The sequence below is a fragment of the Paraburkholderia sp. GAS82 genome (assembly GCF_050436285.1).
Taxonomy (GTDB): Bacteria; Pseudomonadota; Gammaproteobacteria; order Burkholderiales; family Burkholderiaceae; genus Paraburkholderia; species Paraburkholderia phenazinium_B.
Window position 1 is genome coordinate 102,660 of the sequence record NZ_JBNDLX010000016.1, and the last position, 24,883, is coordinate 127,542.

At 63.5% G+C, this 24,883-nt stretch carries 26 protein-coding genes; 14 read left to right on the forward strand and 12 right to left on the reverse strand.

Going from position 1 to position 24,883, the window contains the following annotated elements; translation table 11 throughout:
* Positions 1–17: 17 nt before the first annotated feature.
* The 3 genes from P3T17_RS35540 to fliE all read right to left on the reverse strand — a co-directional run bounded on the left by P3T17_RS35540 (position 18) and on the right by fliE (position 1,370).
* Positions 18–344, reverse strand: a complete 327-nt coding sequence (locus tag P3T17_RS35540; protein WP_074262833.1) for a flagellar protein FliT — start codon at positions 342–344, stop codon at positions 18–20.
* Positions 341–775 (reverse strand): flagellar export chaperone FliS, encoded by a 435-nt coding sequence (gene fliS, locus P3T17_RS35545; RefSeq protein WP_074262834.1) that lies wholly within the window; start codon positions 773–775, stop codon positions 341–343. The genes P3T17_RS35540 and fliS overlap by 4 nt, the downstream gene beginning before the upstream one ends.
* A gap of 259 nt (positions 776–1,034) precedes the next feature.
* The gene (fliE, locus tag P3T17_RS35550; protein ID WP_074262835.1) at positions 1,035–1,370 is read right to left on the reverse strand and encodes a flagellar hook-basal body complex protein FliE; all 336 of its coding nucleotides are present in this window, start codon (positions 1,368–1,370) and stop codon (positions 1,035–1,037) included.
* A 235-nt stretch (positions 1,371–1,605) separates the two neighbouring features.
* On the opposite strand from fliE, the gene fliF reads away from it, so the two are divergent.
* The 14 genes from fliF to fliR all read left to right on the forward strand — a co-directional run bounded on the left by fliF (position 1,606) and on the right by fliR (position 14,323).
* Positions 1,606–3,399, forward strand: a complete 1,794-nt coding sequence (fliF, locus tag P3T17_RS35555) for a flagellar basal-body MS-ring/collar protein FliF (RefSeq protein ID WP_074262836.1) — start codon at positions 1,606–1,608, stop codon at positions 3,397–3,399.
* Positions 3,389–4,384 carry a flagellar motor switch protein FliG gene (gene fliG, locus P3T17_RS35560; RefSeq protein ID WP_074262837.1) on the forward strand — a complete coding sequence of 332 codons (996 nt, stop codon included), beginning with the start codon at positions 3,389–3,391 and terminating at the stop codon, positions 4,382–4,384. Before fliF ends, fliG begins: the two co-directional genes overlap by 11 nt.
* The gene (gene fliH / locus P3T17_RS35565; protein ID WP_429411620.1) at positions 4,371–5,057 is read left to right on the forward strand and encodes a flagellar assembly protein FliH; all 687 of its coding nucleotides are present in this window, start codon (positions 4,371–4,373) and stop codon (positions 5,055–5,057) included. Before fliG ends, fliH begins: the two co-directional genes overlap by 14 nt.
* Positions 5,051–6,691, forward strand: a complete 1,641-nt coding sequence (gene fliI, locus P3T17_RS35570) for a flagellar protein export ATPase FliI (RefSeq protein ID WP_429411622.1) — start codon at positions 5,051–5,053, stop codon at positions 6,689–6,691. The genes fliH and fliI overlap by 7 nt, the downstream gene beginning before the upstream one ends.
* Positions 6,692–6,693: 2 nt before the next feature.
* Positions 6,694–7,143 carry a flagellar export protein FliJ gene (fliJ, locus tag P3T17_RS35575; protein ID WP_074262840.1) on the forward strand — a complete coding sequence of 150 codons (450 nt, stop codon included), beginning with the start codon at positions 6,694–6,696 and terminating at the stop codon, positions 7,141–7,143.
* 75 nt (positions 7,144–7,218) lie between these two features.
* Positions 7,219–8,865, forward strand: a complete 1,647-nt coding sequence (locus P3T17_RS35580; protein ID WP_429411624.1) for a flagellar hook-length control protein FliK — start codon at positions 7,219–7,221, stop codon at positions 8,863–8,865.
* A gap of 417 nt (positions 8,866–9,282) precedes the next feature.
* A complete protein-coding gene (locus tag P3T17_RS35585; RefSeq protein WP_429411626.1) occupies positions 9,283–9,630 on the forward strand; it encodes a hypothetical protein in 348 nt (115 codons plus the stop codon).
* A 15-nt stretch (positions 9,631–9,645) separates the two neighbouring features.
* On the forward strand, positions 9,646–10,161 hold the full coding sequence (fliL, locus tag P3T17_RS35590; RefSeq protein WP_429411627.1) for a flagellar basal body-associated protein FliL: 516 nt from the start codon (positions 9,646–9,648) through the stop codon (positions 10,159–10,161).
* Between the two features lie 55 nt (positions 10,162–10,216).
* Positions 10,217–11,215 carry a flagellar motor switch protein FliM gene (fliM, locus tag P3T17_RS35595; protein ID WP_074262843.1) on the forward strand — a complete coding sequence of 333 codons (999 nt, stop codon included), beginning with the start codon at positions 10,217–10,219 and terminating at the stop codon, positions 11,213–11,215.
* The gene (gene fliN / locus P3T17_RS35600) at positions 11,208–11,669 is read left to right on the forward strand and encodes a flagellar motor switch protein FliN (protein WP_074262844.1); all 462 of its coding nucleotides are present in this window, start codon (positions 11,208–11,210) and stop codon (positions 11,667–11,669) included. The genes fliM and fliN overlap by 8 nt, the downstream gene beginning before the upstream one ends.
* Positions 11,666–12,337, forward strand: coding sequence for a flagellar biosynthetic protein FliO (fliO, locus tag P3T17_RS35605; RefSeq protein ID WP_429411629.1), 672 nt, complete (start codon positions 11,666–11,668; stop codon positions 12,335–12,337). Before fliN ends, fliO begins: the two co-directional genes overlap by 4 nt.
* Complete coding sequence (fliP, locus tag P3T17_RS35610) at positions 12,338–13,192, forward strand: flagellar type III secretion system pore protein FliP (RefSeq protein WP_429411631.1); 855 nt, start codon at positions 12,338–12,340, stop codon at positions 13,190–13,192.
* Positions 13,193–13,236: 44 nt separating this feature from the next.
* The gene (fliQ, locus tag P3T17_RS35615) at positions 13,237–13,506 is read left to right on the forward strand and encodes a flagellar biosynthesis protein FliQ (protein ID WP_074262846.1); all 270 of its coding nucleotides are present in this window, start codon (positions 13,237–13,239) and stop codon (positions 13,504–13,506) included.
* 34 nt (positions 13,507–13,540) lie between these two features.
* Positions 13,541–14,323 carry a flagellar biosynthetic protein FliR gene (gene fliR / locus P3T17_RS35620; RefSeq protein ID WP_074262847.1) on the forward strand — a complete coding sequence of 261 codons (783 nt, stop codon included), beginning with the start codon at positions 13,541–13,543 and terminating at the stop codon, positions 14,321–14,323.
* Positions 14,324–14,387: 64 nt separating this feature from the next.
* On the opposite strand, the gene flgL is transcribed toward fliR, so the two are convergent.
* The 9 genes from flgL to P3T17_RS35665 all read right to left on the reverse strand — a co-directional run bounded on the left by flgL (position 14,388) and on the right by P3T17_RS35665 (position 24,876).
* A complete protein-coding gene (flgL, locus tag P3T17_RS35625) occupies positions 14,388–15,638 on the reverse strand; it encodes a flagellar hook-associated protein FlgL (RefSeq protein ID WP_074262850.1) in 1,251 nt (416 codons plus the stop codon).
* Positions 15,639–15,649: 11 nt separating this feature from the next.
* On the reverse strand, positions 15,650–17,653 hold the full coding sequence (gene flgK, locus P3T17_RS35630) for a flagellar hook-associated protein FlgK (protein ID WP_429287764.1): 2,004 nt from the start codon (positions 17,651–17,653) through the stop codon (positions 15,650–15,652).
* Between the two features lie 137 nt (positions 17,654–17,790).
* A complete protein-coding gene (locus tag P3T17_RS35635; RefSeq protein WP_074262852.1) occupies positions 17,791–18,546 on the reverse strand; it encodes a flagellar brake protein in 756 nt (251 codons plus the stop codon).
* A 374-nt stretch (positions 18,547–18,920) separates the two neighbouring features.
* Positions 18,921–19,847 (reverse strand): flagellar assembly peptidoglycan hydrolase FlgJ, encoded by a 927-nt coding sequence (gene flgJ, locus P3T17_RS35640; RefSeq protein ID WP_074262853.1) that lies wholly within the window; start codon positions 19,845–19,847, stop codon positions 18,921–18,923.
* A gap of 9 nt (positions 19,848–19,856) precedes the next feature.
* Positions 19,857–21,026 (reverse strand): flagellar basal body P-ring protein FlgI, encoded by a 1,170-nt coding sequence (locus P3T17_RS35645; RefSeq protein ID WP_429411633.1) that lies wholly within the window; start codon positions 21,024–21,026, stop codon positions 19,857–19,859.
* Positions 21,027–21,028: 2 nt separating this feature from the next.
* Complete coding sequence (gene flgH / locus P3T17_RS35650) at positions 21,029–21,733, reverse strand: flagellar basal body L-ring protein FlgH (RefSeq protein ID WP_429411635.1); 705 nt, start codon at positions 21,731–21,733, stop codon at positions 21,029–21,031.
* 32 nt (positions 21,734–21,765) lie between these two features.
* A complete protein-coding gene (flgG, locus tag P3T17_RS35655; protein ID WP_074262856.1) occupies positions 21,766–22,554 on the reverse strand; it encodes a flagellar basal-body rod protein FlgG in 789 nt (262 codons plus the stop codon).
* Between the two features lie 40 nt (positions 22,555–22,594).
* Positions 22,595–23,356, reverse strand: a complete 762-nt coding sequence (gene flgF, locus P3T17_RS35660) for a flagellar basal-body rod protein FlgF (RefSeq protein ID WP_074262857.1) — start codon at positions 23,354–23,356, stop codon at positions 22,595–22,597.
* A 20-nt stretch (positions 23,357–23,376) separates the two neighbouring features.
* Positions 23,377–24,876, reverse strand: coding sequence for a flagellar hook protein FlgE (locus P3T17_RS35665; protein WP_074262858.1), 1,500 nt, complete (start codon positions 24,874–24,876; stop codon positions 23,377–23,379).
* Between the last annotated feature and the right edge of the window lie 7 nt (positions 24,877–24,883).

Here is a 24,883-nt window from a genome sequence, read left to right on the forward strand (position 1 = left end):
ATCGCAGTCAAAAAAGTTCAGCGTGCGCCGTACAGCTCCTTGAGCACGCGGGCCGGACGGCCGGCAAACAGCGCCGACAGCGTCGCCATGCGGGGATTCGCGAGATCCCGGATAGCGGCGTCGTCCGCGAGAATCTGGCGGATCAGGTCGTATTTACGTGCGCGTTCCACTTCGTCGAGCTTCACCCCGGTTTCCGCGTCCTTCAACGCGTCGACCATATGCCGGTATTCTTCCTGCAACGGCATCAGATCGGTCCAAAGGGCGCGGCGCGCTGCGGTTAGCATGCGTGCGGAGATCGCTGCGATGGCCTCGTAGCGGGCAAAATATTCTGTGTTCGAAGTCATCTCATGCTTTCCGCGGTTGGCTGTGTCGCCATCCGCGCGATCTCCGGGGCAATCCCCATCCAGGCTTCTTCGAGCGTGGCCAGCAAGCCGTCGACTTCGACCAGCATCGCCTCGCTCTTCTTCAAGTTAGCTTCGAACAACCGCCGTGCCATATAGCTGTACAGCGCGTGCAGGCGTTGCGCGATCTCACCACCCGCTTCGACGTTAAGCGACTGCTGCAATCCGCCTTCGATAATCCGAATCGCCTTGCTAATCGCCACTCCCCGCTCCGCGATGTTTCCTTGCTGCAGATGCATACGCGCCTGAGAGATTGCCCGCCGGGCCCCCTGGTACAGCAGTACGATCAGACGGTGCGGGCTTGAACCCATCACTCCTGTCTCGACGCCGACACGTGCGTATGCGTTGGCTCCAGCGTGTCCTGGGGAAAACATCGGCGCTCCTCCTTTGCTACGGAAACGGAAAGTATCAGACGGCTGCACGGGGCACTTCGCCACTTGCGGATTGATGCCTGTACCTGGTTATCGGATCGGCAACCGAAAAGCTTTAGGACGCGGTAAGGAGGTTTAAGGCGAATGGCTGCAAGCTTGGGCAGGCACAGACGTAGCCGCGCGGCGCCGCCAGCCACGGCCACGAACTTCCGCTCGCGGACCGGGTGGCGGTGCAGCGTTTGCCAGACCAGCCGCTACGCTGTCACACCGACATCTGCATGATGTCGTTGTAGGCGGACACCAGCTTGTTGCGCACCTGCAGGCCGAATTGCAGGCCCAGATTGGCCTTCTGCCCGTCGATCATCACATCGTTCAGCGATACATTGGGTGCGCCGACTTCGAACGCCTTCGCCTCGCCGGCCGCGGTTTTCTGATCGTCGCTGATCTTGTCGATCGACGCCTTGAGCGCCGACGCAAAACCGCCCGAGCTTGCCGCAGCGGGTTGATTCGCCACCGCCTCGGTGCCGCCGGCGGCCTGTGCGGCCATGGCCTGCATTTGCTGCAGCGCCGACGAGAGTGCGTTCACGGACATTGTCATGTTCTCTCCTGAGGAAGGTCGAACGGCATAGCAAATCCTACCGATCTGAGCGAGAGAATATCAGCGGGCTTGGTTCGAAAGCCTCGAAACTGGGGGGGAAACCCTGCTCTATTCGAGCAATCGGGTTCGCCGCGCCTGCGCATAATTCCAATCGTGAAAGTCTCTGTCCGTGCCCCTGCCGACCCCGGCGTGGCAGCGGCGGCAGGACCCAGGCATCCCCGGAGATACCCGACGCATGGATTCGTCAGCCAACTCGTTGATTAACCCCGACGCCCGTATGGGCCTCGCCGGCGCGCAACCGCCAGGCGGCGCCGCACCCGGCGCCAGCCAGCCCGGCGGCGCTGCGGACCTGGGCGGTGGGGGCCTCGGCGGTAACTTTAGCCAGCGCCTGTCCGGCCTGACGCAGATGCGCGGCAATCCGCGTGCACCGCTGATCTTCGCGGTCGCCGTGCTGGTTGCCGTCGTGGTCGGTCTGTGGCTCTGGTCGCGCGCTCCTGACTATAAGGTGCTGTATAGCAACCTGTCGGATCAGGACGGTGGCTCGATCATCACTGCGCTGCAGGCCGCCAACATCCCCTACAAGTTCTCCGATGGCGGTGGCGCGATTCTCGTGCCGTCCGACCAGGTGCATGAAATGCGTCTGCGTCTCGCCTCCCAGGGCCTGCCGAAGAGCGGCTCGGTCGGTTTCGAACTGATGGACAACGAGAAGTTCGGCATCAGCCAGTTCGCCGAGCAGGTCAACTATCAGCGCGCGCTGGAAGGTGAACTCGAACGCACCATCGAATCGGTTTCGAGCGTGAAAACGGCCCGTGTCCATCTGGCCATTCCGAAGCCCTCCGTGTTCGTACGCGACAAGGAAGCACCCTCGGCCGCGGTGCTGGTGAATCTGTATCCGGGCCGCATGCTCGACGAAGGCCAGGTCAACGCGATCACCCATATGGTGGCCTCGGCGGTGCCCGAAATGCCGCCGCGCGGCGTGACGATCGTCGACCAGGACGGCAACCTGCTGACCCAGCCGCCTTCCGGCGCAGGTCTGGACGCCACCCAGCTCAAATATGTGCAGCAGATCGAACACAACACGCAGCAGCGCATCGACGCGATCCTGGCTCCGTTGTTCGGCGCCGGCAATGCGCACTCGCAGGTGAGCGCCGACGTCAATTTCTCGCAGGTCGAGCAGACCTCGGAAAACTACGGTCCGAACGCCAATCCGCAGCAGGCCGCGATTCGCAGCCAGCAGACCAGTACCGACACGGAAATGTCGCAAGGCGGCGCCTCCGGTGTGCCGGGCGCCTTGTCGAACCAGCCGCCGCAGCCGGCCTCCGCGCCGATCAACGCGCCGAATGGCGCGAGCGGTGTGACCACGACGCCGGTCAGCGACCGCAAGGATGCGACCACCAACTACGAACTCGACAAGACCGTGCGCCACGTCCAGCAGGCGATGGGCAACATCAAGCGGCTGTCGGTGGCGGTGGTGGTCAACTACCTGCCGGTGGTGGATGCGAAGGGCCACTCGACCATGCAGCCGCTCACCGCCGACAAGCTCGCCCAGGTCAACCAGCTGGTGAAGGATGCGATGGGCTTCGACGCCCAGCGCGGCGACTCGGTGAACGTGGTCAACAGCGCCTTCGAGACCGAGGTCGACCCGAACGCCAATCTGCCGTGGTGGCGCACGCCGGACATGATCGCGCTGGCCAAGCAGCTCGCGACGTACCTGGGCATCGGCGCTGTCGCCCTGTTCCTCTACTTCGTAATGGTCAAGCCGGCCCTGCGCCGCGCCTTCCCGCCGCCCACGCCGGTTACCGCCGCCTCGCTGCCCTCGCCGGACGAGCCGATGCTGCTCGACGGCCTGCCGGCTAGCGAGCGCAGCGGCAGCAAGGCGAGCGACGACGACGGCGAATCCGACCTGATGTCGCTCGAGAGCGATAAACACAAATTCGAGCGGAACCTGGAATACGCCCGCAACATTGCGCGCCAGGATCCGAAGATCGTTGCAACCGTCGTTAAGAGCTGGGTGTCCGATGAGCGCTGAAGGCGTAGTGAAAAGCGCGCTCCTCCTGATGTCGATCGGTGAGGAAGAAGCGGCGCAGGTATTCAAGTTTCTGGGGCCGCGCGAGGTCCAGAAGATCGGTGTCGCCATGGCGGCGCTGAAGAACGTGACGCGCGAACAGGTCGACGAAGTGCTGCACGAGTTCGTCCGCGAGGCGGAGCAGCACACCGCACTGTCGCTCGATTCGAGCGACTACATCCGCTCGGTGCTGACCAAGGCGCTCGGCGACGACAAGGCCGGCGCGATCATCGACCGGATCCTGCAGGGCAGCGATACGAGCGGTATCGAAGGCCTCAAGTGGATGGATTCGTCGGCCGTGGCCGAGCTGATCAAGAACGAGCACCCGCAGATCATCGCGACCATCCTCGTCCACCTCGACCGCGATCAGGCTTCCGAAATCGTCGCCTGCTTCAGCGAACGTCTGCGTAACGACGTGCTGCTGCGGATCGCCACGCTCGACGGCATCCAGCCGGCCGCGCTGCGCGAACTGGACGATGTGCTGACGGGCCTGCTGTCCGGCAGCGACAACCTCAAGCGCAGCCCGATGGGCGGCATTCGCACCGCCGCGGAAATTCTCAACTTCATGTCGAGCAACCACGAAGAAGGGGTGCTAGAAAACGTCCGCCAGTACGACGCGGAACTCGCGCAGAAGATCGTCGATCAGATGTTCGTGTTCGAGAACCTGCTCGACCTGGAAGACCGCGCGATCCAGTTGCTGCTGAAGGAAGTCGAGTCGGAAGCACTGATTATTTCGTTGAAGGGCGCGCCACCTGCGCTGCGCCAGAAGTTCCTCTCGAACATGTCGCAGCGTGCGGCCGAACTGCTCGCCGAAGACCTCGACGCCCGCGGTCCGGTTCGCGTCTCCGAAGTGGAGACGCAGCAACGCCGCATTTTGCAGATCGTGCGCAACCTGGCAGAAAGTGGTCAGATCGCGATAGGCGGCAAGGCGGAAGATGCATATGTCTGATCAGGATCCCGCGCGCAAAGGCAGCCTCTCGGCCTACCAGCGCTGGGAGATGGCCTCGTTCGACCCGGTGCCGCCGGCACCGCCCGAGGAGCCGGCCGACGACAGCGGCGCCTTCGAAGCGGAACTGCAGCGCCTGCGCGACGCCGCGCATGCCCAGGGCCTCGCCTCCGGTCACGTGGCCGGGCAGGCGCTCGGCTACCAGGCGGGCTACGATCAGGGTCACGCGCAAGGCTTCACGCAGGGGCAAACCGAAGCGCGCGAAGAAGCCGCGCGCCTTGCCGCCCTGGCGGAAAGCTTCAAGGTCGCACTGGACGGCGCGCAACACGAAATTTCGGAGAACCTGGTGGCGCTCGCGCTGGACATCGCGCAGCAGGTGGTACGCCAGCATGTGCAGCATGATCCGGCCGCACTGATTGCCGTAGCCCGCGAAGTCATCGCAGCGGAGCCGGCCTTGACCGGCGCGCCGCACCTGGTAGTGAGCCCGGCGGACCTGCCGGTAGTCGAAGCGTATCTGATGGAAGAATTACAGGCGCGCGGCTGGTCCGTGCGAACCGATCCGGCCGTGGAACGCGGCGGTTGCCGCGCCCACGCCAGCACCGGCGAAGTGGATGCCGGTATCGACACACGCTGGGAGCGGGTTGCTGCCGCCCTCGGCAAGGCAAGCACATGGTAAAGCCGACCATCGAGGAAATCCGCGCCAGCGATCTGACGCCGCTCGAACAGGAGCTGGCGCTGGCCTCGTTCGGCATGCACGCGCTGCCGCCCGAGCCGATGGAGTTGCCGAGTGCGCAGCCCGCGCCGCGGACGGCCGCCCCGCACGATCCTCGTCATGGTCACTCGGCCAGCGCGTTCGCCGCCGCGAGCCGCGATGCCGCGCCGTCTTCAGCGAAAGCCGCCGCTCGCCCGGCTCCGAACCCGGCGCTCGCCAACAACCCCCACATTAACGCCTGGCGTGACCATCTCGATGGACTGCGCGCCCGTAACGCGATTGCGCGGCCAATGCGCGCCTGCGGACGCCTGACACGGGCCGCGGGCCTCGTGCTCGAAGCGGTCGGGCTGCGCCTGTCGGTCGGCGCCGAAGTGATGATCGAACTGCCGCTGGGCAGCTCGCGGCCGATGGCGGAAGCCGAAGTCGTGGGCTTCGCCGGCGACAAGCTGTTCCTGATGCCGACCACCGAAGTGATCGGCCTCCTGCCGGGCGCACGCGTCTATCCGCTGGAAAGCGCACCGATCGCCGATCCGATGGCGGGCGCGAAGCGTCTGCCGGTGGGCTGGGAACTGCTCGGCCGCGTACTCGATGCCTCCGGCCGGCCGCTCGACGGGCTCGGTCCGCTCGGCACGAAAATGGATGCCCCGCTCTCCGCCCCGACCATCAATCCGCTTAACCGCGAGCCGATTCACAAGGTGCTCGACGTCGGCGTGCGCGCGATCAACGCGCTGCTGACGGTGGGCCGCGGCCAGCGCATGGGCCTGTTCGCCGGGTCCGGTGTCGGTAAATCGGTGCTGCTCGGCACGATGGCGCGCTACACCAGCGCCGAGGTAATCGTGATCGGCCTGATCGGCGAACGCGGCCGCGAAGTGAAGGAATTCATCGAACAGATTCTCGGTGAGGATGGCCTCGCGCGCTCGGTGGTGGTGGCCGCGCCAGCGGACGTCTCGCCGCTTCTGCGGATGCAGGCCGCGGCCTACTCGACCTCGCTCGCCGAATACTTCCGCGATCAGGGCAAGCACGTGCTGCTGCTGATGGACTCGCTGACCCGCTACGCAATGGCCCAGCGCGAGATCGCCCTGGCGGTCGGCGAACCGCCGGCCACCAAGGGCTATCCGCCGTCCGTGTTCGCCAAGCTGCCGGCGCTCGTCGAGCGCACCGGCAATGGCCCGGCAGGCGGCGGATCGATTACGGCGTTCTACACGGTGCTGACCGAAGGCGACGACCAGCAGGACCCAATCGCCGACTCGGCGCGCGCGATTCTGGACGGCCACATCGTGCTGTCGCGTTCGCTGGCCGAAGCCGGGCACTATCCGGCAATCGACATCGAAGCCTCGATCAGCCGCGCGATGACTGCGCTGATCGACGAGCCGCACCTCGAGAAGACGCGGCTCTTCAAACAGATGCTGTCGCGTTACCAGCGTAACCGCGACCTGATCAATGTGGGCGCCTATTCGACGGGGCGCGACCAGTTACTCGATCGCGCGATCGCGCTGTATCCGCGCATTGAAGCGTTTTTGCAACAAGGTTTCCGCGAATGTGCGGAATTTGACGCGAGTCTGAAGAGACTCGATGCGCTGTTTGCCCAAGGAGGCTGACGATGGCGAAACACTTTCCGATCAAGACGCTTATTGGCCTCGCCCAGGACGATGTGGACGCCGCCGCGCAGCGCCTTGGCCGAGCCCAACGTGAGGCAAGTGAAGTGCAGGCGCAGCTCGACGCCTTGGTGCGCTACCGCGACGAATACCACTCCCGCTTCACGACGACCGCCCAAAGCGGGATGCCGGCCGGCAACATGCGCAACTTCCAGGCTTTCATCGATACGCTCGACGCCGCCATCGAACAGCAGCGCAAGCTGTTGAACGCAGCGAACGCGCGCGTCGAAGCGGCGAAGCCGGAGTGGCAGCGTCACAAACAGAAGCTAGGCTCTTACGAAGTACTGCAGGCACGCGGCGAAGCAGCGGAAGCGCAGCAAACGGCGCGCCGCGAACAACGCGATGCAGACGAACACGCCGCGCGCATTCTCAGGATGCGCGCCGAGGGTGCATAACCCGCAAGCGAGCACGACAGCTCGACCGGGAGCAGCCGGAACTTGACCGGATTTACCGGATAGACAGGATCAACCATGTCGCCACTTTCATATATCAGTTCGCTATTCGGCTCGTCGAACAGCACGCCGGGCAGTTCGCCGTCGGACTCTGCGAGCGCGCAACTGTTCTCGCAGACCCTGCAACAGAGCATGGAGGCGCAGACCGAAGCCGCGCAGAACGCAAGCGACGCGCAGAACCAGCCGACGCCGACACCCCCGACACCCTATTCACCGCCGACGCCGTCGGACCCGTCGTATTCCGCGAGCACGCAGAGCGCCTCGCAGCCGGACGCTCAGGCACCGGACAGCGCGGATGACAGCAGCGACAGCACGAGCGACGCAAGCAACACCAGCAATAGTTCGAGCAGCGCCAGCAGCACCGCTAGCGCCGACGGTTCGAGCAGCACAAGCGGCGCCAGCGGTACAAGCGGCAGTTCCAGTACCAGCAATGCCAACGGTGCGAACGGTGCCAACAGCAGCGGCACGAACTCGGCGAGCTCCTCGAGCAACACGCAGCAGGCGAGCGGCAACGGCAACGCGAAGGGCACGACGGCACAGCAGGACGGCGACGGATCGAACGATGCCGCGAGCACGACGACAGCGTCGTCGGTACTGGCGCAGTTGCAGGCACAGCTTCAGGCCAGCGCCAACGCGAGCGCCGGCGGCACGAACACACAGACAACCGACGACGCCGGCACGACGTTGACGGACGGCACGACCGCGCAGGGCGCGAAAGACAGCGACAAGGCGGACGGCACGCACCACGGCAAGCGCCTGGCCTCGGCAGACGGAAAGACGGCCAACGACGCGCTGCAGGCGGCGCTGGCAGCACTCAACGGCACGCAGGGTGCAGTGCCGGCCCAGGCCACGAACGCCGGCAATGCGACGACGGGCGCAGCGGGATCGAACGACGACACCGACCTGTCGGTGAGCGCCTCGAAGAGCGACAAGAACTCGGCAAGCAACACGCTTCTGGGCGATGCGAAGCTCAAGCAGGGCGACAAGACCGATCCGACTGCGGTCACGACGACGAGCCCGACGGACACAGCGGCCAGGGATGCAGCCGATGCGCTGGCATTGACGGGCATGGCGAACACACAGGACAGCCTGTCGAGTTTGAAGGGCACGGCGGACGCAGCGAACGCGGCGCTGGCCGCGAGCCAGGCTGCGGCGAGCGCATCGACGGCAACGACGGCAACCCAGGGCACGAACCCGGCAACGACCGCGGCGGCCGCGAGCACGTTGGGACCGGAGGTGGGCACGTCGGATTGGGAAGAAGCTTTGGGACAGAAGGTGGTGTTTTTGTCGAACGCACATCAACAGAGTGCTGAGTTGACACTGAACCCGAAGGACCTGGGACCACTTCAGGTGGTGTTGCAGGTTGCCGATAACCATGCACATGCGTTGTTTGTTTCGCAGCATCCGCAGGTACGGGAGGCCGTTGAGGCGGCGTTGCCGAAGTTGCGGGAGGCGATGGAGCAGAACGGTATAGGGTTGGGGAGTGCCTCCGTCACTGATGGGTTTGCCAGGCAGACTGGGCAGCAGGGGCAGTCGTCCGCCAATGGGGCGAGGAATGGCTCTGCCAGTGGGGTTGCCTCCGGCGGGGATGATGACGGAGATTCCACTGCTGTCGCTAATGTTGCCGTTCGGCGGACTGTGGGGCTTGTGGATACGTTTGCATAAGGTTTTGGGTTTGCCTGCGCGGCGCTTGTCTGTGTTCTTGCTGCTTTGGCCTTTCCTTGCTGTCTTATCGGTCTATTAGCGATGCCCCTGTGCGGGGCGGCACTTACTTTCTTTGCCGCCGCAAAGAAAGTAAGCAAAGAAAGCGGGCTTCCAACCGCCAGCCTGTAGGTGTCCACCACTGACATGAAGTCGTAGTGGTCCGCGCACGAAATGTGCGCTCGCACCACCCCCGTCAGTGACAAAGCATTCATCCACCCCACTCCGCACGACGTGCGTCGCGGATGGGTCTGCCTGGGAAGGCGGGGCACGTACCACGGGTGTTGGTTTTTCGGCCGTGGCGGCGCAGTGCGCCTACCGCTGTGCCCCGCAGACGGAAGTTATGCCCGACGGCGGGCGCGTAGCGCAACGCTGGAGCGGATGAGTGCTGTGTCGCTGACGGGTGTGGTGCGAGAGCGCAATGCGTGCGCGGACCACTCCGGCTTGATGCCAGTGGTGGACACCTACAGGCTAGCGGTTGCAAGCCCGCTTTCTTTGCTTACTTTCTTTGCGGCGGCAAAGAAAGTAAGTGCCGCCCCGCACAGGGGCAACGCAAGCAAACCAAAAAGAATGCAAGGAAAGGCCAAAGCAGCAAGAACAAGGACAAGCGCCGCGCAGGCAAAAAAAACACCGCAAAACCACAAACCGAAGGAATACCCCCCAAACCCCCTTCTTTTCGACCCATCGCGCGAAGCGCACCTGAACAACAATTCACCATACCAGCACTGAGGCAAGCAAGCACCCATGGCATCGACGACCGCAAACCCGCAAGGCACTGTTCAGCCGGCCACTCCTGGCCCAATGAAACGCATCATCCTGATCGTGCTGATCGCGCTTATCGCCGCAGGCGCGGCCGCCGGCGGCACATGGTTCTTCATGGCCCATCGGGAAGCCGCCCCCGCTCCAGCTCAAGCCGCCGCAGCGGCACCCGCGGCCCAGGCCGTGCCGGTGTTCTTCCCGCTCGAACCCATGACCGTCAACCTTCAATCAGATGACGGCCAGCAACACTATCTGCGCATCGGTCTCACGCTCAAGCTGAATGACCCCAAGGTCCAGCAACAGCTCACCGACCATATGCCGGAAGTCCGCAGCCGCGTCCTGCTCGCCCTGTCGAACAAACACCCGGACGATCTCGCGCCCCTCGAAGGCAAGCGCGCGCTCGCAACCGAACTCAAGACGCTGATCGAACAGCCGAACGATAAGGGCGCTGCGCCCATCTCGATCGATGACGTGCTGTTCACCGAATTCGTCGTGCAGTGACGCCGCGTAACGCTGCTGCCATCATCAACCGCCAAGGGACGCACGAGGAATAGGAATGGGCCACGAAGAGTTCATGTCCCAGGAGGAGGTCGATGCACTCCTCAAGGGCGTAACCGGCGAGTCCGACTCGGAAGCCGAGCAGTCAGATCGCTCAGGTGTCCGGCCGTACAACATCGCCACGCAGGAACGCATCGTCCGCGGCCGGATGCCCGGCCTCGAAATCATCAACGACCGCTTCGCGCGTCTGTTGCGCGTGGGTATCTTCAACTTCATGCGCCGTACCGCGGAAATTTCCGTCGGCCCGGTGAAGGTGGTGAAGTACAGCGAATTCACGCGCAATCTGCCGATCCCGACCAACCTGAACCTGGTCCACGTGAAGCCGTTGCGCGGCACCTCGCTCTTCGTGTTCGACCCGAATCTGGTGTTCTTCGTGGTCGACAACCTGTTCGGCGGTGACGGGCGCTTCCACACCCGCGTCGAAGGCCGCGATTTCACGGCCACCGAACAGCGCATCATCAGCAAGCTGCTCAACCTCGTGTTCGAGCACTACACGAATTCATGGAAGAGCGTTCGCCAACTGCAGTTCGAGTTTGTGCGCTCCGAAATGCACACGCAGTTCGCCAACGTCGCGACGCCGAACGAAATCGTCATCGTCACGCAGTTCTCGATCGAGTTCGGCACCACCGGCGGCACGCTGCACATCTGCATGCCGTACTCGATGATCGAGCCGATCCGCGACGTCCTGTCGTCGCCGATCCAGGGTGAAGCTGTCGACGTCGACCGCCGCTGGGTGCGTGTGCTGTCGCAGCAGGTGCAAGCCGCGGAAGTCGAACTGAGTGCCGATCTCGCGCAGATCCCGATCACGTTCGAGCAGATCCTGAACATGCGCAAAGGCGATGTGCTGCCGATCAATATCCCCGAACACATTACCGCGAAGGTGGATGGAGTGCCGGTGATGGAATGCGGCTACGGTATTTTCAATGGTCAATATGCGTTGCGGGTCCAGAAAATGATCAGCGCAGCGGACACGATTAAGGATGGTGGATATGACTGAGCTGAATGCATCGCCGGAGAAGGAATTGCCGGCAAGCGAGGCGCAACTGGCGGGCATGGAAGCCGTCTCCGACGACAATGCGCTCGACGACTGGGCCAGCGCGCTCGCTGAGCAGAACGACAACAGCGCCGTCAACGCGACGACCGCCGGCGTGTTCCAGCCGCTCTCGAAAGTTGAACCGAACACGACGCGCAACGACATCGACATGATCCTGGACATTCCGGTCCAGATGACTGTCGAACTCGGCCGCACCAAGATCGCTATCCGCAACCTGCTGCAACTCGCGCAGGGTTCTGTGGTGGAGCTCGACGGCCTCGCCGGCGAGCCAATGGACGTGCTGGTGAACGGCTGTCTGATCGCGCAGGGTGAAGTCGTGGTCGTCAACGACAAGTTCGGCATCCGCCTGACCGACATCATCACGCCGTCCGAACGCATCCGGAAGCTGAATCGATGAAACGCCTTGCCGGGCGCAGTGCGCGCCTTAGTGGGCGCAACGGTGCGCACCGGCGGTCAGCCAGTCACGCCGGCAACGGCGTCGCGGCACTTGCAGCCGCTCGCGGCTTCGGAAACGCCGCAACTGCCCTCGCCTTTCTCCTGAGCACGCCGCTTGCCCTCGTTCCGGCGAGCGCCGCTGCCGCCGATATGAATGCGGTCAACCATCCCGCCCAGGTCGCCTCCGGCGTCGGCGCGGGTGCCGCGGTGCCTTCGCTCGGGGTCGGCGCGGTGCTGCAAACCATTCTCGGCCTGCTGGTCGTCATCGGTCTGGTGTTCGCCTGTGCCTGGCTCGCACGCCGCTTCGGCCTGCAATCTGGCAGCCGCGGCGGTCTCGTGAAGACCATCGGCGGCGCTTCGCTGGGCGGCAAGGAGCGCGTCGCGGTCGTCGAGATCGGCGATACATGGCTCGTACTCGGCGCAGCGCCCGGCAATGTGCGCCTGCTGCACACCATGCCGGCTGGCTCGGCTGCCGGTGCAGGTGTGGGTTTGAGCACGGCAGCCTCAGGCGATCCGTTGCAGCCAGGCGCTAGTAGCGCACTGCCGGGCACCTTCGGACAACGCTTTCGTGACGCCTTGAAAGGCGAAGTGGGCAAACGTTTCAACCGGCCGAACGGCGGGGATCAGTAAATGCAGTCCAGTCATCAGTCAGCGCGCCGCGAGCACGCAGCCTCGAGCCGCGCATCCGCTCCCAGCCAGCGCAGTTTCCTTTCGACGCTGTTCGCCACGCTGCGGCGCTGCTTCGCGCTCGCGATACCGGTGCTGCCGATCCTGCTGATCGCCATGCCGTCGCTCACCTGCGCGCAGACCGCCGGCCTGCCCGCCTTCAATACCAGCCCGGGGCCGAACGGCGGCACGACCTATTCGCTGAGTGTGCAGACGATGCTGCTGCTCACGATGCTGTCGTTCCTGCCGGCCATGGTGCTGATGATGACGAGCTTCACGCGCATCATCATCGTGCTGTCGCTGCTGCGCCAGGCACTCGGCACCACCACCACGCCGCCTAACCAGGTGCTGGTCGGACTCGCGCTGTTTCTTACGCTGTTCATCATGTCGCCGGTGCTGAACAAGGCCTACACCGACGGCTACAAGCCTTTCTCGGACGGCACGTTGCCGATGGATCAGGCGGTCAACCGCGGCCTCGCGCCGTTCAAGACCTTCATGCTGCGGCAGACGCGCGAATCGGATCTGGCGCTGTTCGCCCGCATTTCGCATGCACCGCCGATGCAGGGTCCCGAAGACGTGCCGTTGCCCCTGCTCGTGCCGGCGTTCGTGACGAGCGAGCTGAAAACCGGCTTCCAGATCGGCTTCACCATCTTCATTCCGTTCCTCATCATCGACATGGTGGTGGCGAGCGTGCTGATGTCGATGGGGATGATGATGGTGTCGCCCGCGACGATCTCGTTGCCGTTCAAGCTGATGCTGTTCGTGCTGGTCGACGGCTGGCAATTGCTGATCGGCTCGCTCGCGCAAAGCTTTAGCTAACCCGGCGCACCCGCCTAACCCTCACCGCTTCCGGCCTATTCATCATGACACCCGAATCAGTCATGGCACTGGCGCACCAGGCGATGTACGTCGCCGTGCTGCTGGCCGCACCGCTCCTGCTCGTGGCGCTCGTCGTCGGTCTGGTGATCAGCCTGTTCCAGGCCGCCACGCAGATCAACGAAGCGACGCTGTCGTTCATTCCCAAGCTGCTGGCGATCGCCGTCACGCTCGTGATTGCCGGCCCGTGGATGCTGTCGACCATGCTCGACTATCTGCGCCAGATGCTGACCAACATCCCGACGCTCGCCAACTGAGCCTGCTGAGCCCACTGAAAGTCAGGCGTCCATTATGTTTTCCGTCACCTATGCGCAGCTGAACACGTGGATGGCCTCGTTTCTGTGGCCGCTCGTGCGCATTCTCGCGCTGGTGGCAACCGCGCCGGTGTTCGGCAACGCAGCGCTCTCGACGCCGGTGAAGATCGGCCTGTCGAGCTTTATCACACTTATCGTCGCGCCGACGCTCGCGCCGTTGCCGCAAGTCACCGTGTTCTCGGCGATGGGCGTGTGGATTATCGTGAACCAGTTCGTGATCGGCGCCGCCCTCGGCCTGACCATGCAGATCGTCTTCACCGCGATTCAGGCGACCGGCGAATTCGTCGGACTCGGCATGGGTCTCGGCTTCGCGACGTTCTTCGATCAGGAGGCGAGCGGCTCGAGCGCGGTGCTCTCGAGTTACATGAACGTCTTCTCGATGCTGGTGTTTCTGGTGCTCGATGGGCACCTGCAGATGATAAGCGCGCTGGTCGTCACCTTCCAGACACTGCCGATCTCAGCTGACCTGCTTGGCTCGGCTGGCTGGCGCACGCTGGCAGGATGGGGCGGGACGATCTTTTCGATGGGGCTGCTGTTGTCGCTGCCGGTGGTCGCTGCACTGCTGATCGCCAACCTCTCGCTTGGCATTCTCAACCGCGCGGCGCCGCAAATCGGCGTGTTCCAGATCGGCTTTCCGCTGACGATGCTGGTCGGCATGCTGCTGCTGCAGTTGATGGTACCGAACATGATCCCGTTCTTCGCGCGGATGTTCGATCTGGGGATCGACCAGATGGGGCGGGTGGCGGCGGGGTTGCGGTAGGCGCGGTAGACCCGTCGCCTAAGCGCCTCCCGCCTTTTACCGAATCGAATCCTTCGCCTACCGCTTATTGATTCAGATACTGGAACAACGACATCTGCTGAACCTGCACGAAAGCTTCCTGCGAGGCCTGCAGTGAGTACTGCGTCTGCGTGTACTTGCTGATAGTCGAAGGCATATCGATCGAAGTCAGGTCATCCAGCGAGTTCGTATTCGCCAGCGTCTGGTTCTGGTTCACAGCCTGCATCGCGGTAATCTGTTGCTCGCGCCCACCCACCGTCGCCTGTACCGACGTGACGTTGTTGATCGAGTTCTGCACCTGGCTCATCCCCGTTGCCAGCGTGTTCTGCAACGCTGCCAAAGCCGTCGTCGTATCCGCCGGCGTCTGCAGCGCCGTGATCATGTTCTGGATCGTCGAGAAGATGTTCGTGCCGCCCTGCGCGGCCGGCACCTGCGTAGCCGGCGCCACGTTGAACGTGTCACCGTCCGCGGGCGTGCCGCTGATAACCACACTCTCGCCGCCCGTTCCCAGCGCGATCGCCGAGCCCGACGTGTAAGGCTGTGCCGTACCCGTCGTCGTTCCCGTACTGTTGGTGTCCGTCACCGTATAGGTGGTCACGCCGCCCGTTACCTGGAAAGCGATCGAGTAAGTGTCGCCGTCCGCCGACGTCGGTCCATTGCTCGTGCTGATCGTGCCGAGCACTCCCGTACCGGTGTTCGCGGACGATGCGTAGGCCACCGGTGTCGCCGTTTCCGGCGTCACGCTCAGGAAAACCGATGCACCCGTGTCGCCGGTCGCGATCGACGTCGTCGACGAAATCTGCGCGCTCGACACCCCGTTGTCGCCGTTGTAGACCACTGCGCCCGCTGAATTCTGCGTGAACGGCTGCGTGGACGACTGGAAGCCGCCAAACAGATAGCCCCCCGATGGCGACGTCGTGTTCGAGAGCGTCACCAACTGGTTGTTCAACTGCGTCAGCGTCGCGGCAATCCCGCTGCGATCCGTATCGTTGAGCGTGCCACCGCCGGCGCTTTCCAACTGCGTATTCACGCTTTGCAGGGCCTGGATGACGCTCGACAACGTGGAGTCCTCCGACTCCAGCGAGGTCTGCGCCGAACTCTGGTTGGTCGAGTACTGCGACAGGGTCGCGCCCTGCATGCTCAACTGCACGGCCTGAGCTGCGCCAAGCGGATTGGACGCCGGCGTGGTAAGCGCCTGGCCGCTCGAGATTTCCGCGTACAGCTGGGACAGCTCGCTCTGCTGATTGTCCATCGCCTGGACATTCATGCCGAGATATTGGGAAGTAGAGATGCGCATCGTTCAACGCCTCACTGGAAGATGCCGAGAATGGTCTGGAACAGCGTGTCAGCAGTCTGAATGACCTTGCTGTTGGCCTGGTACAGTTGCTGGTACTGCAACAGGTTCGCTGCTTCTTCGTTAATGTTCACACCGGATACCGACTGCTGCGCCGACGTAATCTGCGTCACGAGCGCCGTCTGCGTCGTATTCGACGCGTTGACCTCATTGGTCGTGTTGCCGATCGTGTTGACGTAGCTCGCGTACGCGTCAGTCAGGGTAGTCGTGCCGCCGTTCAATACCTTTGCCGAAACGATATTCGACATCAGCGTGGCATTGCGGCCGTCGCTTTGCGCACCGACGTTCGACGCGATGGTAAAGGTGTCGCCGTCGCTCGGCGTGCCGCTCAACGTAACCGTGACGCCGTTCATCGAACCGCTGGGCGCCGGCGTGGTCGCGCTATTGATGGTCAGCGTCGCGCCGTCCGCCGGTGTGTACGGCACCACCGTCGAGGTCGACGTAATGTTGACCGTGCTGGGCGGCGTCGTGCCGATGGTCACGACCGAACCCGCCGGAAAGCCGGTCAGGCCGCCCGATGCGGAGCTATAGGTCAGCGTGGTGGTGGAACTGGGCAGCGAATAACCGGCCGCAACCGTTCCTTCCGTAATCGTCGCTGTGCCGGCGTTGCTCGAAGTGGCCGTGGCGAGCACCGGCGAGGCCGCGGCAATCGCGGAACCGCTGGTCGTCGCAAGCGCAAAGCTGTCGAGCGCGCCACTGGTCGGCGACACCGAGAACGAATCGCCCGCGTTCATCGTGCCGGTCATCGAGAAGTTCAGGCCGTCAATCGGATTCGCCAGGCTCGAAGCCGTGGCAACAGTCGAACCCGTCGAGTTGTCGGTCAGCGTATAGGTGGAACCGTTATACGAAAGCGTGTAGTTGCCGGTGGTCGGTTGCGTCGCGTCGACAAACGAAACGCTGAGAGACGCGCCGCCCGTGTTGTTCGCATTGGGTGTCGCTTGCGGCGCCGCGACCGAGAACAGTGGCCCCCCGGCCGTGCCGGACAGGTTGAGACCGAGTTCGTTCTGATTGTTGACCTGCGCCGCGAAACTGGTTGCGATCGCACCCAGTTGCGCCTCTGAAGGATCGAGCGTCTGCGTGCGGAACTGGATCAGACCGCCGAGCGTGCCACCTGCATTCTGCATGGTGGTGTTCGACAGGTACTGGGTGGTCGCGGCAGTGGGCGTCGTACCGGCGGCACCCAGGTAGGTAATCGAGTCCTCGGACGAATCCGACGGCGAGGGTGCAGTGCCCAGGTTGTAACTGGTCGACCCGGTGACCAGCGCCTGACCGCTCGGCAGGAATATGCTTTCACCGTTGGAATTCGACACCACCTGCACGCCGACGAGCTGCGACAGGTTGGACACCGCCTCATCGCGCTGGTCGAGCAGCTGGTTAGGCGGCTGGCCGCCCGCGCTGGCAGCGGTGATCTCCTGATTGAGCGAAGCGATCTGCGCGGTGTAGGTGTTGATCTGCGACACCGTGGAGGACAACTGGGTGTTGACGCTCTGGCCCAACGCGTCGTATTCCTGACCGGCCTGGTTGATCTCGCTTGCGAGCGTCTGTGCATCGCTGATGGCAGTGCCCCGCGTAGCGGAGCTCGCTGCGCCGTTTGCGACATTCTGCAAACCGGTGAAAAAGCTGGTGATCGCCGTCGAGATACCCGAGGTCGGGCTGCCGATCATGTTGTTCAGCTGCGCGAGCATCGTGTAGTTGGCGGTCAGCGAGCCACTGCCCGACTGCGCGTTGTTCAGCTGGGTCGTCAGATACTGGCTGTACGCGCGCGTGACCGTCGAGGTGGCCACGCCCTGCGGCAGATAGCCGGAGCCGGTGTATTCGCCGGAGCTTTCCGCATAGACGGGACTTTCGACGTCATAGCCGGGCGTCGTCGAATTGCTGATGTTCTCACTGGTTGTCGTCAACCCCCATTGGGCTGCGTTGAGTCCACTGAGACCGATATTGATTAGGTTGCTGGACATGCGTCATCCTGAAGGGCTGGCAACGCGCCCACCGAGTTGCCAAGACTCTCTGTATATCGGCGCACTGGCGACAAAATTGAGGGGGCAACCCGCATTAAAACGCGTACCGCGAGAAGCGCGGCGGCACGCGAGAAAAATCAGGTTCGCACCAGCGAGCGACGCTTCATTTCAAGCTGGGTAATCAACCGTTGCAACGTGTTCTCGGCGCTGCCCGGCAGCGCCACAAAGCGCATTCCGAGCTGGTAACGCTGGGTGCCGTTCGGCAGGTCTACGGCGCGAAACGACACGAGTTGCAGATCCACCGAGAGCTTGCCCGGCGCACCGAGGCTCAGCTCGCAATCTTCCAGCACACAGCCCATGGGCAGATCCACCACGCGCGTGTCTGTGCTGCGCATGCCGACCCCGCCAAGCGACAGGTCATGCACTTCGAAACGGAAGCGCTCACCGTCGGGCAACCGGCCCGTACACGTGTAGGGGTCGAGCACCGGCGCGTCGACGCGGAAATACTCGCGGCGCTGCACGTAAAACAGCACTTCGGGGAAGTCGGCTTCAAACGCCGGCCGTCCCTCGAAACTGCTCTCGCGCGGCGTGCCTGTGACGAATTCGACGCGCACGCCATCGGGTTGAGCGTGGAAGAGGCAGCGGGGCGCAGCGATCAGGCCGCGATTCTGGTCGGCGAGCGCGCCCCAGTCGAAGGTAAACGTCCGGCTGGGCACGTTCACGTCGAGAATCCGCGTGACGAGCTGGCCGCCCTTGTATTGCGCGGTCAGAAAATCGCCGCGGTTGACCAGATTGCGTAACTGGACACCGATCTCGAGCGGATTGCGGCGACCGAAATCGTTGCCGGTCTCTGAAGAGCCGTCCGTCTGGCCATTCGTCTCAGTGGTATCCATGGGCTTGCCGATATGCGGGTTCGTACGTGCCCGTGCCCGAGGTCCAGTGCCGGGGCCCGTGACACGTGCGTTGACCGGGAGAAACATGACCCCGGTATTAAGGTCTGACTGAATAGCGGCAGTCTGGACCCAAAGTTTAGGGTAACCGAGGGAAATATTTGGCGCAAACGTTAAACCGGTCACGTCCCACCCCCTTTAGCCACCCGCATCGCCCCGCATGCAGTTCGCATCGATCCGCAAGATCCACCGTGCGGTTCGGCCGGCGGCACTCGCGTACCGGCCGGCCCCACCGTCTTGTTTTGCGACATGGCCCCGTCGCCCTGCATTTCATCCTGCTTGTTACTTTCCAAAGCCGCCTGAACCGCTCAGGCCGCTCAGCTCATCCGGCTCATGATCGACATCAGTTTCTTCGCGTAATGCGGATCGGTCGCGTACCCCGCGCGCTGCATGCCGACGGCAAAACCCGCTGCGTCATGCGAGCCGTTCAGCACCTGCGCATAGCGCGGATTGCCCTTGAGCATTTGCGCATAGTCGGCCATCGCTTCGTCATACGAGTCGTAAGAGCGGAATTTTTCGACGACGCGCTCCGGCCGGCCGTTGCGGTATTCGGTCGTGACGGTGGACACGGTCTTGCCGGTCCAGTCCTTGGTCGCCTTGATGCCGAATACGTTGTGGCTGGTCTCGCCGTTCGCCTTCAGGATCTCGCGCTTGCCCCAGCCCGATTCGAGCGCCGCCTGGCCGATGATGAAACGTGCCGGCACGCCCGTGGTTTCGCTCGCGGCCTGCGCGGAGGCAGCGAGCTTGTCGACGAACGCGTCGACATTGGTCGTGCCGTCACCGCGCAGCGGCGGCGTCAACGCGCTGTTGCGCGAATATCCGACGCCGCTCGCCAGCGACCCGTTTGCCTGGGCATTGCCGTACGCCTTGGCGAGCGCGTTCAGCGCGGCGCTATTGCCTTCGCCGGCTTCGCCCGTCTGCATGCCCGAGTTGTTCATCAACTGCTTGAGCATCGCGTCGGCCACGCCGATGCCCTTGTTCGACATCTGCTGCGCCATCTGCTCGTCCATCATCGAGGTGAACTGGGCGCCGTCGCGCGAGTCGAGCGGACCGTCCTGCGGCGTCGCATCGCGCATGCTTTTGAGCATCATCGTGATGAAGGTCGCGTCGAACTGCTTGGCGGCCATCTGGACACCCTGCTGCGGCGATGCGGCGGCCTTGGCGCGCAGGCCGTCGAACCCCTGGACGTCGAGCGCAAAGCGCTGCGTCAGATCGGGCGTTCCTGAGGTGGAATCCATCGTCATGGCGGCTCCTTAGATGATTTCAAGTTCGGCGCGCAAGGCCCCTGCTGCCTTCATCGCCTGCAGGATCGACATCAGATCGGCGGGCGTCGCACCCAGCGCGTTGAGCGCCTTTACGACATCGGCCAGACTGGCGCCGGCTTTGACGTATTTCAGCGCGCCGTCGTCCTGCTTCAACTGGATCTGGGACTGCTGGGCAACCACCGTGCGGCCATTCGAGAACGCGCCGGGCTGGCTGACCACGGGTTGTGTGTTGACCACCACCGAGAGATTGCCGTGTGCGACGGCGCAATTCTCGAGCGTCACCATCTGGTTCATCACGATCGAGCCAGTGCGCGCATTCAGCACGACCTTTGCAGCGCCCGCCGCCGGCTTCACATCGAGGTCTTCGAGTTGCGCCATGAACGAGACCTGCTGGGCCGGATCGGCCGGAGCGCGCAACTGGATCGTGCGGCCATCGAGCGGTGTGGCGGTGCCTTGGCCAAACGCGTTGTTGACCGCCGACACGATGCGCTGGTTGGTGTCGTAATCCATGTCGTTCAGCTCGAGCTGCATGGTGCCGTCCTGCGTGATGCTGGTCTGCACCGCGCGCTCGACGATCCCGCCGGCGGCGATGCGTCCCGCTGCGAGCTGGTTCACCTGCACGCGGCTGCCGTTCGCGCTGGCGCCCGCGCCGCCCACCGCCAGGTTGCCCTGGGCAAGGGCATAGACGGAGCCGTCAGCGCCCTTCATCGGCGTGAGCAGCAGCGTGCCGCCGCGCAGGCTCTTGGCGTTACCGAGCGACGATACCGTCACGTCGATCGCCTCGCCCGGCCGGGCGAACGGCGGCAGCACCGCCGTCACCATCACCGCAGCGACGTTCTTCAACTGGATGCTGGTCAGTGCCGAGGTGCTGCTGTTCGACGAACCGGCCGACTGGTTGTTGATCGAGATGCCGAGGTTCGCGAGCATGTTCGCGAGCGTTTGCGTCGTGAACGGAGTCTGGGTGGTCTGGTCGCCCGTGCCGTCGAGACCGACGACGAGGCCGTAGCCGATCAGCGGGTTGTCGCGCACGCCCTGGATCGCGACCAGATCCTTCAGCCGTTCGGCGTGGGCCGCGGGTGTAACAGGCGGCAGTGCCCCGCACGCGAGCGCGAACACCAGACAGGCATGGCCAAAACGGTGGAGAGGTCCGAGTTTCATGATCACCACGGCGCCACGTTAAGGAAGAAGCGTTGTAGCCAACCCATGGTTTCTGCCTCGTCGATATAGCCCTTCGCCGAGTATTCGATCTTGGCGTCAGCCACCTGGGTCGAGTACACGGCATTCAGGCCGGAAATCGTATTCGGGTTGACTACGCCTGAGAAACGCACGAACTCGTTACCTTGGTTGATGAGCATCTGCTTTTCGCCGCTCACCTGGAGGTTACCGTTGGGCAGCACATTGGTCACCGTGACGGTGATCACGCCGCTGAAAGTGTTCGAGGCGTTCGCGCCGCCGGTCCCCGAGAACGTATTGCCGCCCTGGGCACTGAGATTGGCCTTGCCGAACAGACCGGCGAGAAAACTGGCGCTCGTGGTCGAGAACTGGGTGGTCGAACTGCGGTTGGTGTTCGCGCCCGAGGACTTCGTTGCGTTGATGTTTTCCTGAATGACGATGGTCAGGATGTCGCCAATATTGCGCGGCCGCTGGTCTTCGAAAAGCGGCCGTCCGGCGTAGCCCGGATTGAAAATCGAACCCGGCGACTGCGTGTGCGGCGGCACCGGCGGCACCGCGGTCATCGGCTGCTGCACGATGGGCTGCTTCGGTATCTGCGCGCAGCCGACCAGCGCCAGTGCAAGCACGCTGGCAGTAGCGACGAACGCGCTGCGCGCGTCGCTCTTGACCGGATTGAGATTGGATTGCGACATCGTATTTACCTACCGCCTCTGGTTCCGAACCCTTAAATCGACATCTGCGACAGGGTCTGCAACATCTGATCGGACGTGGTGACCGCCTTGCTGTTGATTTCGTACGCGCGCTGGGTCTGGATCATGTTGACCAGTTCCTGCACGACGTTCACGTTCGACGTTTCGACATAACCCTGTTCCAGCGAACCCGAACCGTTCGAACCCGGCGCGCTGATGTTCGGCGTACCCGAGGAACTGGTTTCCGAAAACAGGTTTTCGCCTTGCGCGTCGAGACCGGCCGGGTTGATGAAGGTGGCGAGCTGCATGGTGCCGATCTGCGTCGAGTTCGAGCTGTTGGGCTGCGTGATCGACACCGAACCGTCGCTGCCGATCGTGAGCGAGGTCGCGGTCACCGGCACCGTGATCGCCGGAATGACCGGATAGCCGCTCGAGGTCACCAGCTGGCCCTGCGCATTGGTCTGGAACGAGCCGTCGCGGGTATAGGCGGTCGTGCCGTCCGGCATCTGCACCTGGAAGAAACCGTTGCCGTTGATCGCCACGTCCTTCGAGTTGCCGGTTTGCTGCAGGTTGCCCTGCGTGTACAGACGTTCGGTCGCGACCTGCTGCACACCAGTGCCGAGCTGGATGCCCGAAGGCACCTGGGTCTGCTGGGTCGAGTCGGCGCCCGGCTGACGCACGGTCTGATAAAGCAGATCTTCGAACACGGCGCGCGAGCCCTTGAAGCCATTGGTGCTGACGTTGGCAAGGTTGTTCGAGATCACGTCCATCTGGGACTGCTGCGCATTCATGCCGGTCGCAGCGATATAAAGTGAGCGGTTCACAGTGTTGGTTCTCCTGGGTGCACGTCTGGCGCGACGCCCGTTAGCTGAAGCTGAGCAACTGGTTGGCGGACTGATCGTTCTGATCGGCGTTTTGGATCATCTTGGTCTGCATGTCGAACTGCCGCGCATTGGTGATCATCGAAACCATTGCGTTGACCGGACTCACGTTGCTGCCCTCGAGCGATTCGGGTGCCAGCGTGACGGTGGGATCGGCGTCGGCAGGGTTGCCGTCAGCAGTACGGAACATGCCGTCGTCGCCGCGCTTCAATGTGCCCGCTGCGGGCTTCACGAGCTTCAACTGGTCGATGACCGCGATCGCCGTGGCCGGGTCTCCCGGCGCAAGCGCCGAAACCGTGCCGTCCTTGCCGATCGTGATCTGCGAGCCAGGCGGCACCGAGATCGGACCGCCCGTGCCGACTACCGGCAGGTTGGTCGCATTCACCAGCTGGCCGTTCTGGTCGATATGCAGATTGCCGGCACGCGTATAGGCCTCGCCACCGTCGGCGGTCTGCACGCTCAACCAGCCGTCGCCCTGGATCGCGACGTCGAGCGGGTTGCCGGTCTGCTGGATCGGTCCGGGCGTTTCGTCCGCACCCGGTGTCGACGACAACACGAACGTGCGTGTCGTGCTGTCGTTGACTGAGCTGCCGTCGCCGAACGACATCGGTACCGCGCGAAACGTCTCGAGCTGGGCGCGAAACCCGGTGGTCGACGTGTTCGCGAGATTGTTCGCGACAATGGCCTGCTGCTCGAGCGCCTGGGTGGCGCCCGACATCGCGGTATAAATCAGACGGTCGGTCATTCGTTCGGCTCCTGTTGCCCTTACATGTTGATCAGGGTCTGGTCAACGGTCTGCTGCGTCTTGATCGTCTGCGCGTTCGCCTGATAGTCGCGTTGCGCCGTGATCAGGTTGACCAGTTCGTTGGTCAGGTCCACGTTCGAATCTTCCACCGCGCCGCCTTGCAGCGTGCCGTGGTTGGTGCTGCCCGGCGTCGAGATCTGCGCTGCGCCCGACGCGGCGGTCTGTGCGTACTCGTTGTTGCCGAGGTCGACGAGGCCGTTCGGATCGTTGAAGTTGGCGAGTACGACCTGACCGAGCGAGGCCGTCTGACCGTTCGAATAGTTGCCGGTGAGAATGCCGGTCGTGCCGACCGTGAAGCTCGTCAGCTGGCCGGCGGCAAAGCCATTCTGCTGCAGGTTGTTCACGCCGTCCGTGCTGCCGTACTGGGTCGTGCCGGCAAGATCCAGCGTCAGCGCCTGCGGCGTGCCGGAGCCGTCGGTGTTCGGAATCGTGAAGGCGATCGAGTCCGACGCGGTCGTAGACGCGACACTCGTGATACCGGTCAGCGCGCCGGAGGTGTTGAAACTTGCCGTGCCGACCAGACTTGCCGTGCCGCCTGCGACGCCTGCGTAGACGTCCCATGCGCCGGAGCCGGTCTTGGCGAAGTACATGTTGACCGTCTGCGAGCCGCCCAGCGAGTCGTACACCTGGGTCGAAGTCGAGTAGTTGTAGGTCGACGAGTTGCTTGCGTCGAAAGTGGTTGGGGTCGGCGTAACCGCTACCGTGTCACCGGCTGCTGCCGTACCCGTCAGCGTGACCGTCTGGCCATTGCCCAGCGTAATGGCGGTGCCTGCCGTGTAGGTTCCGCTGCTGTCGTTAGCGGCGTTGTCGGCGTCGGTTACCGTGTACGCCGTCGGGCTCGTAAAGGTAATCGTGTAGTCGTCGTTATTCGATCCAGCCGAAGCGGTCGTAATCGTCGCACCGCTGCTCGCCAGCGTCCCGGTCGTGGTCACATTCACAGCCGGCGTGCCGAGCATCAGCGAATCCTGAGCGTCCAGGTTGAGCTGCGCCGTGATGGTGGTGGTCTGCGTCGGTGCGATGTTGGTAGTCGGCACGGTCAGCGGCACCGTTTGCGCGCTGTTGATGATGCCGCTGGAATTCGCGGCATAGCCCATCAGCTCGAGTCCTTGAGCGTTCACGATATTGCCCGTGTTGCTGAGCTGGAACACGCCGTTGCGCGAATACGTGAGCGAGCCGTTATTCGACATCTGGAAAAAGCCGTTGCCGTTGATGGCGACATCCAGTGCCTGGCCGGTCGTATTGATCGTGCCTTGCGAGAACTGCTGCTGCACTTCGGCGAGCTGCGTGCCGATACCGATCTGGTTGTTCACGGCCGTGGCAACCGAGTTCGCATACATATCGGCGAACACTGCCGTACCGCTCTTGAAGCCGATCGTATCCGAGTTGGCAATGTTGTTGCCGATCACGTCGAGATCGCTCGATGCAGCCCCGAGGCCGCTCAAACCCTGCTGATAACCCATGACGTAT

Bases quoted from the DNA above. Each gene is read 5' to 3' on its own strand.
- P3T17_RS35665 (WP_074262858.1), bottom strand. From the start codon at position 24,876: ATGGGTTATCAGCAGGGTTTGAGCGGCCTCGGGGCTGCATCGAGCGAT.
- P3T17_RS35635 (WP_074262852.1), bottom strand. From the start codon at position 18,546: ATGGATACCACTGAGACGAATGGCCAGACGGACGGCTCTTCAGAGACC.
- fliM (WP_074262843.1), top strand. From the start codon at position 10,217: ATGGGCCACGAAGAGTTCATGTCCCAGGAGGAGGTCGATGCACTCCTC.
- flgK (WP_429287764.1), bottom strand. From the start codon at position 17,653: ATGTCCAGCAACCTAATCAATATCGGTCTCAGTGGACTCAACGCAGCC.
- fliN (WP_074262844.1), top strand. From the start codon at position 11,208: ATGACTGAGCTGAATGCATCGCCGGAGAAGGAATTGCCGGCAAGCGAG.
- fliP (WP_429411631.1), top strand. From the start codon at position 12,338: ATGCAGTCCAGTCATCAGTCAGCGCGCCGCGAGCACGCAGCCTCGAGC.
- fliF (WP_074262836.1), top strand. From the start codon at position 1,606: ATGGATTCGTCAGCCAACTCGTTGATTAACCCCGACGCCCGTATGGGC.
- fliE (WP_074262835.1), bottom strand. From the start codon at position 1,370: ATGACAATGTCCGTGAACGCACTCTCGTCGGCGCTGCAGCAAATGCAG.
- flgL (WP_074262850.1), bottom strand. From the start codon at position 15,638: ATGCGCATCTCTACTTCCCAATATCTCGGCATGAATGTCCAGGCGATG.
- P3T17_RS35580 (WP_429411624.1), top strand. From the start codon at position 7,219: ATGTCGCCACTTTCATATATCAGTTCGCTATTCGGCTCGTCGAACAGC.
- fliG (WP_074262837.1), top strand. From the start codon at position 3,389: ATGAGCGCTGAAGGCGTAGTGAAAAGCGCGCTCCTCCTGATGTCGATC.
- fliI (WP_429411622.1), top strand. From the start codon at position 5,051: ATGGTAAAGCCGACCATCGAGGAAATCCGCGCCAGCGATCTGACGCCG.
- flgF (WP_074262857.1), bottom strand. From the start codon at position 23,356: ATGACCGACCGTCTGATTTATACCGCGATGTCGGGCGCCACCCAGGCG.
- fliS (WP_074262834.1), bottom strand. From the start codon at position 775: ATGTTTTCCCCAGGACACGCTGGAGCCAACGCATACGCACGTGTCGGC.
- fliQ (WP_074262846.1), top strand. From the start codon at position 13,237: ATGACACCCGAATCAGTCATGGCACTGGCGCACCAGGCGATGTACGTC.
- P3T17_RS35540 (WP_074262833.1), bottom strand. From the start codon at position 344: ATGACTTCGAACACAGAATATTTTGCCCGCTACGAGGCCATCGCAGCG.
- flgJ (WP_074262853.1), bottom strand. From the start codon at position 19,847: ATGACGATGGATTCCACCTCAGGAACGCCCGATCTGACGCAGCGCTTT.
- fliR (WP_074262847.1), top strand. From the start codon at position 13,541: ATGTTTTCCGTCACCTATGCGCAGCTGAACACGTGGATGGCCTCGTTT.
- fliL (WP_429411627.1), top strand. From the start codon at position 9,646: ATGGCATCGACGACCGCAAACCCGCAAGGCACTGTTCAGCCGGCCACT.
- flgH (WP_429411635.1), bottom strand. From the start codon at position 21,733: ATGTCGCAATCCAATCTCAATCCGGTCAAGAGCGACGCGCGCAGCGCG.
- fliH (WP_429411620.1), top strand. From the start codon at position 4,371: ATGCATATGTCTGATCAGGATCCCGCGCGCAAAGGCAGCCTCTCGGCC.
- P3T17_RS35645 (WP_429411633.1), bottom strand. From the start codon at position 21,026: ATGAAACTCGGACCTCTCCACCGTTTTGGCCATGCCTGTCTGGTGTTC.
- fliJ (WP_074262840.1), top strand. From the start codon at position 6,694: ATGGCGAAACACTTTCCGATCAAGACGCTTATTGGCCTCGCCCAGGAC.
- P3T17_RS35585 (WP_429411626.1), top strand. From the start codon at position 9,283: ATGAGTGCTGTGTCGCTGACGGGTGTGGTGCGAGAGCGCAATGCGTGC.
- fliO (WP_429411629.1), top strand. From the start codon at position 11,666: ATGAAACGCCTTGCCGGGCGCAGTGCGCGCCTTAGTGGGCGCAACGGT.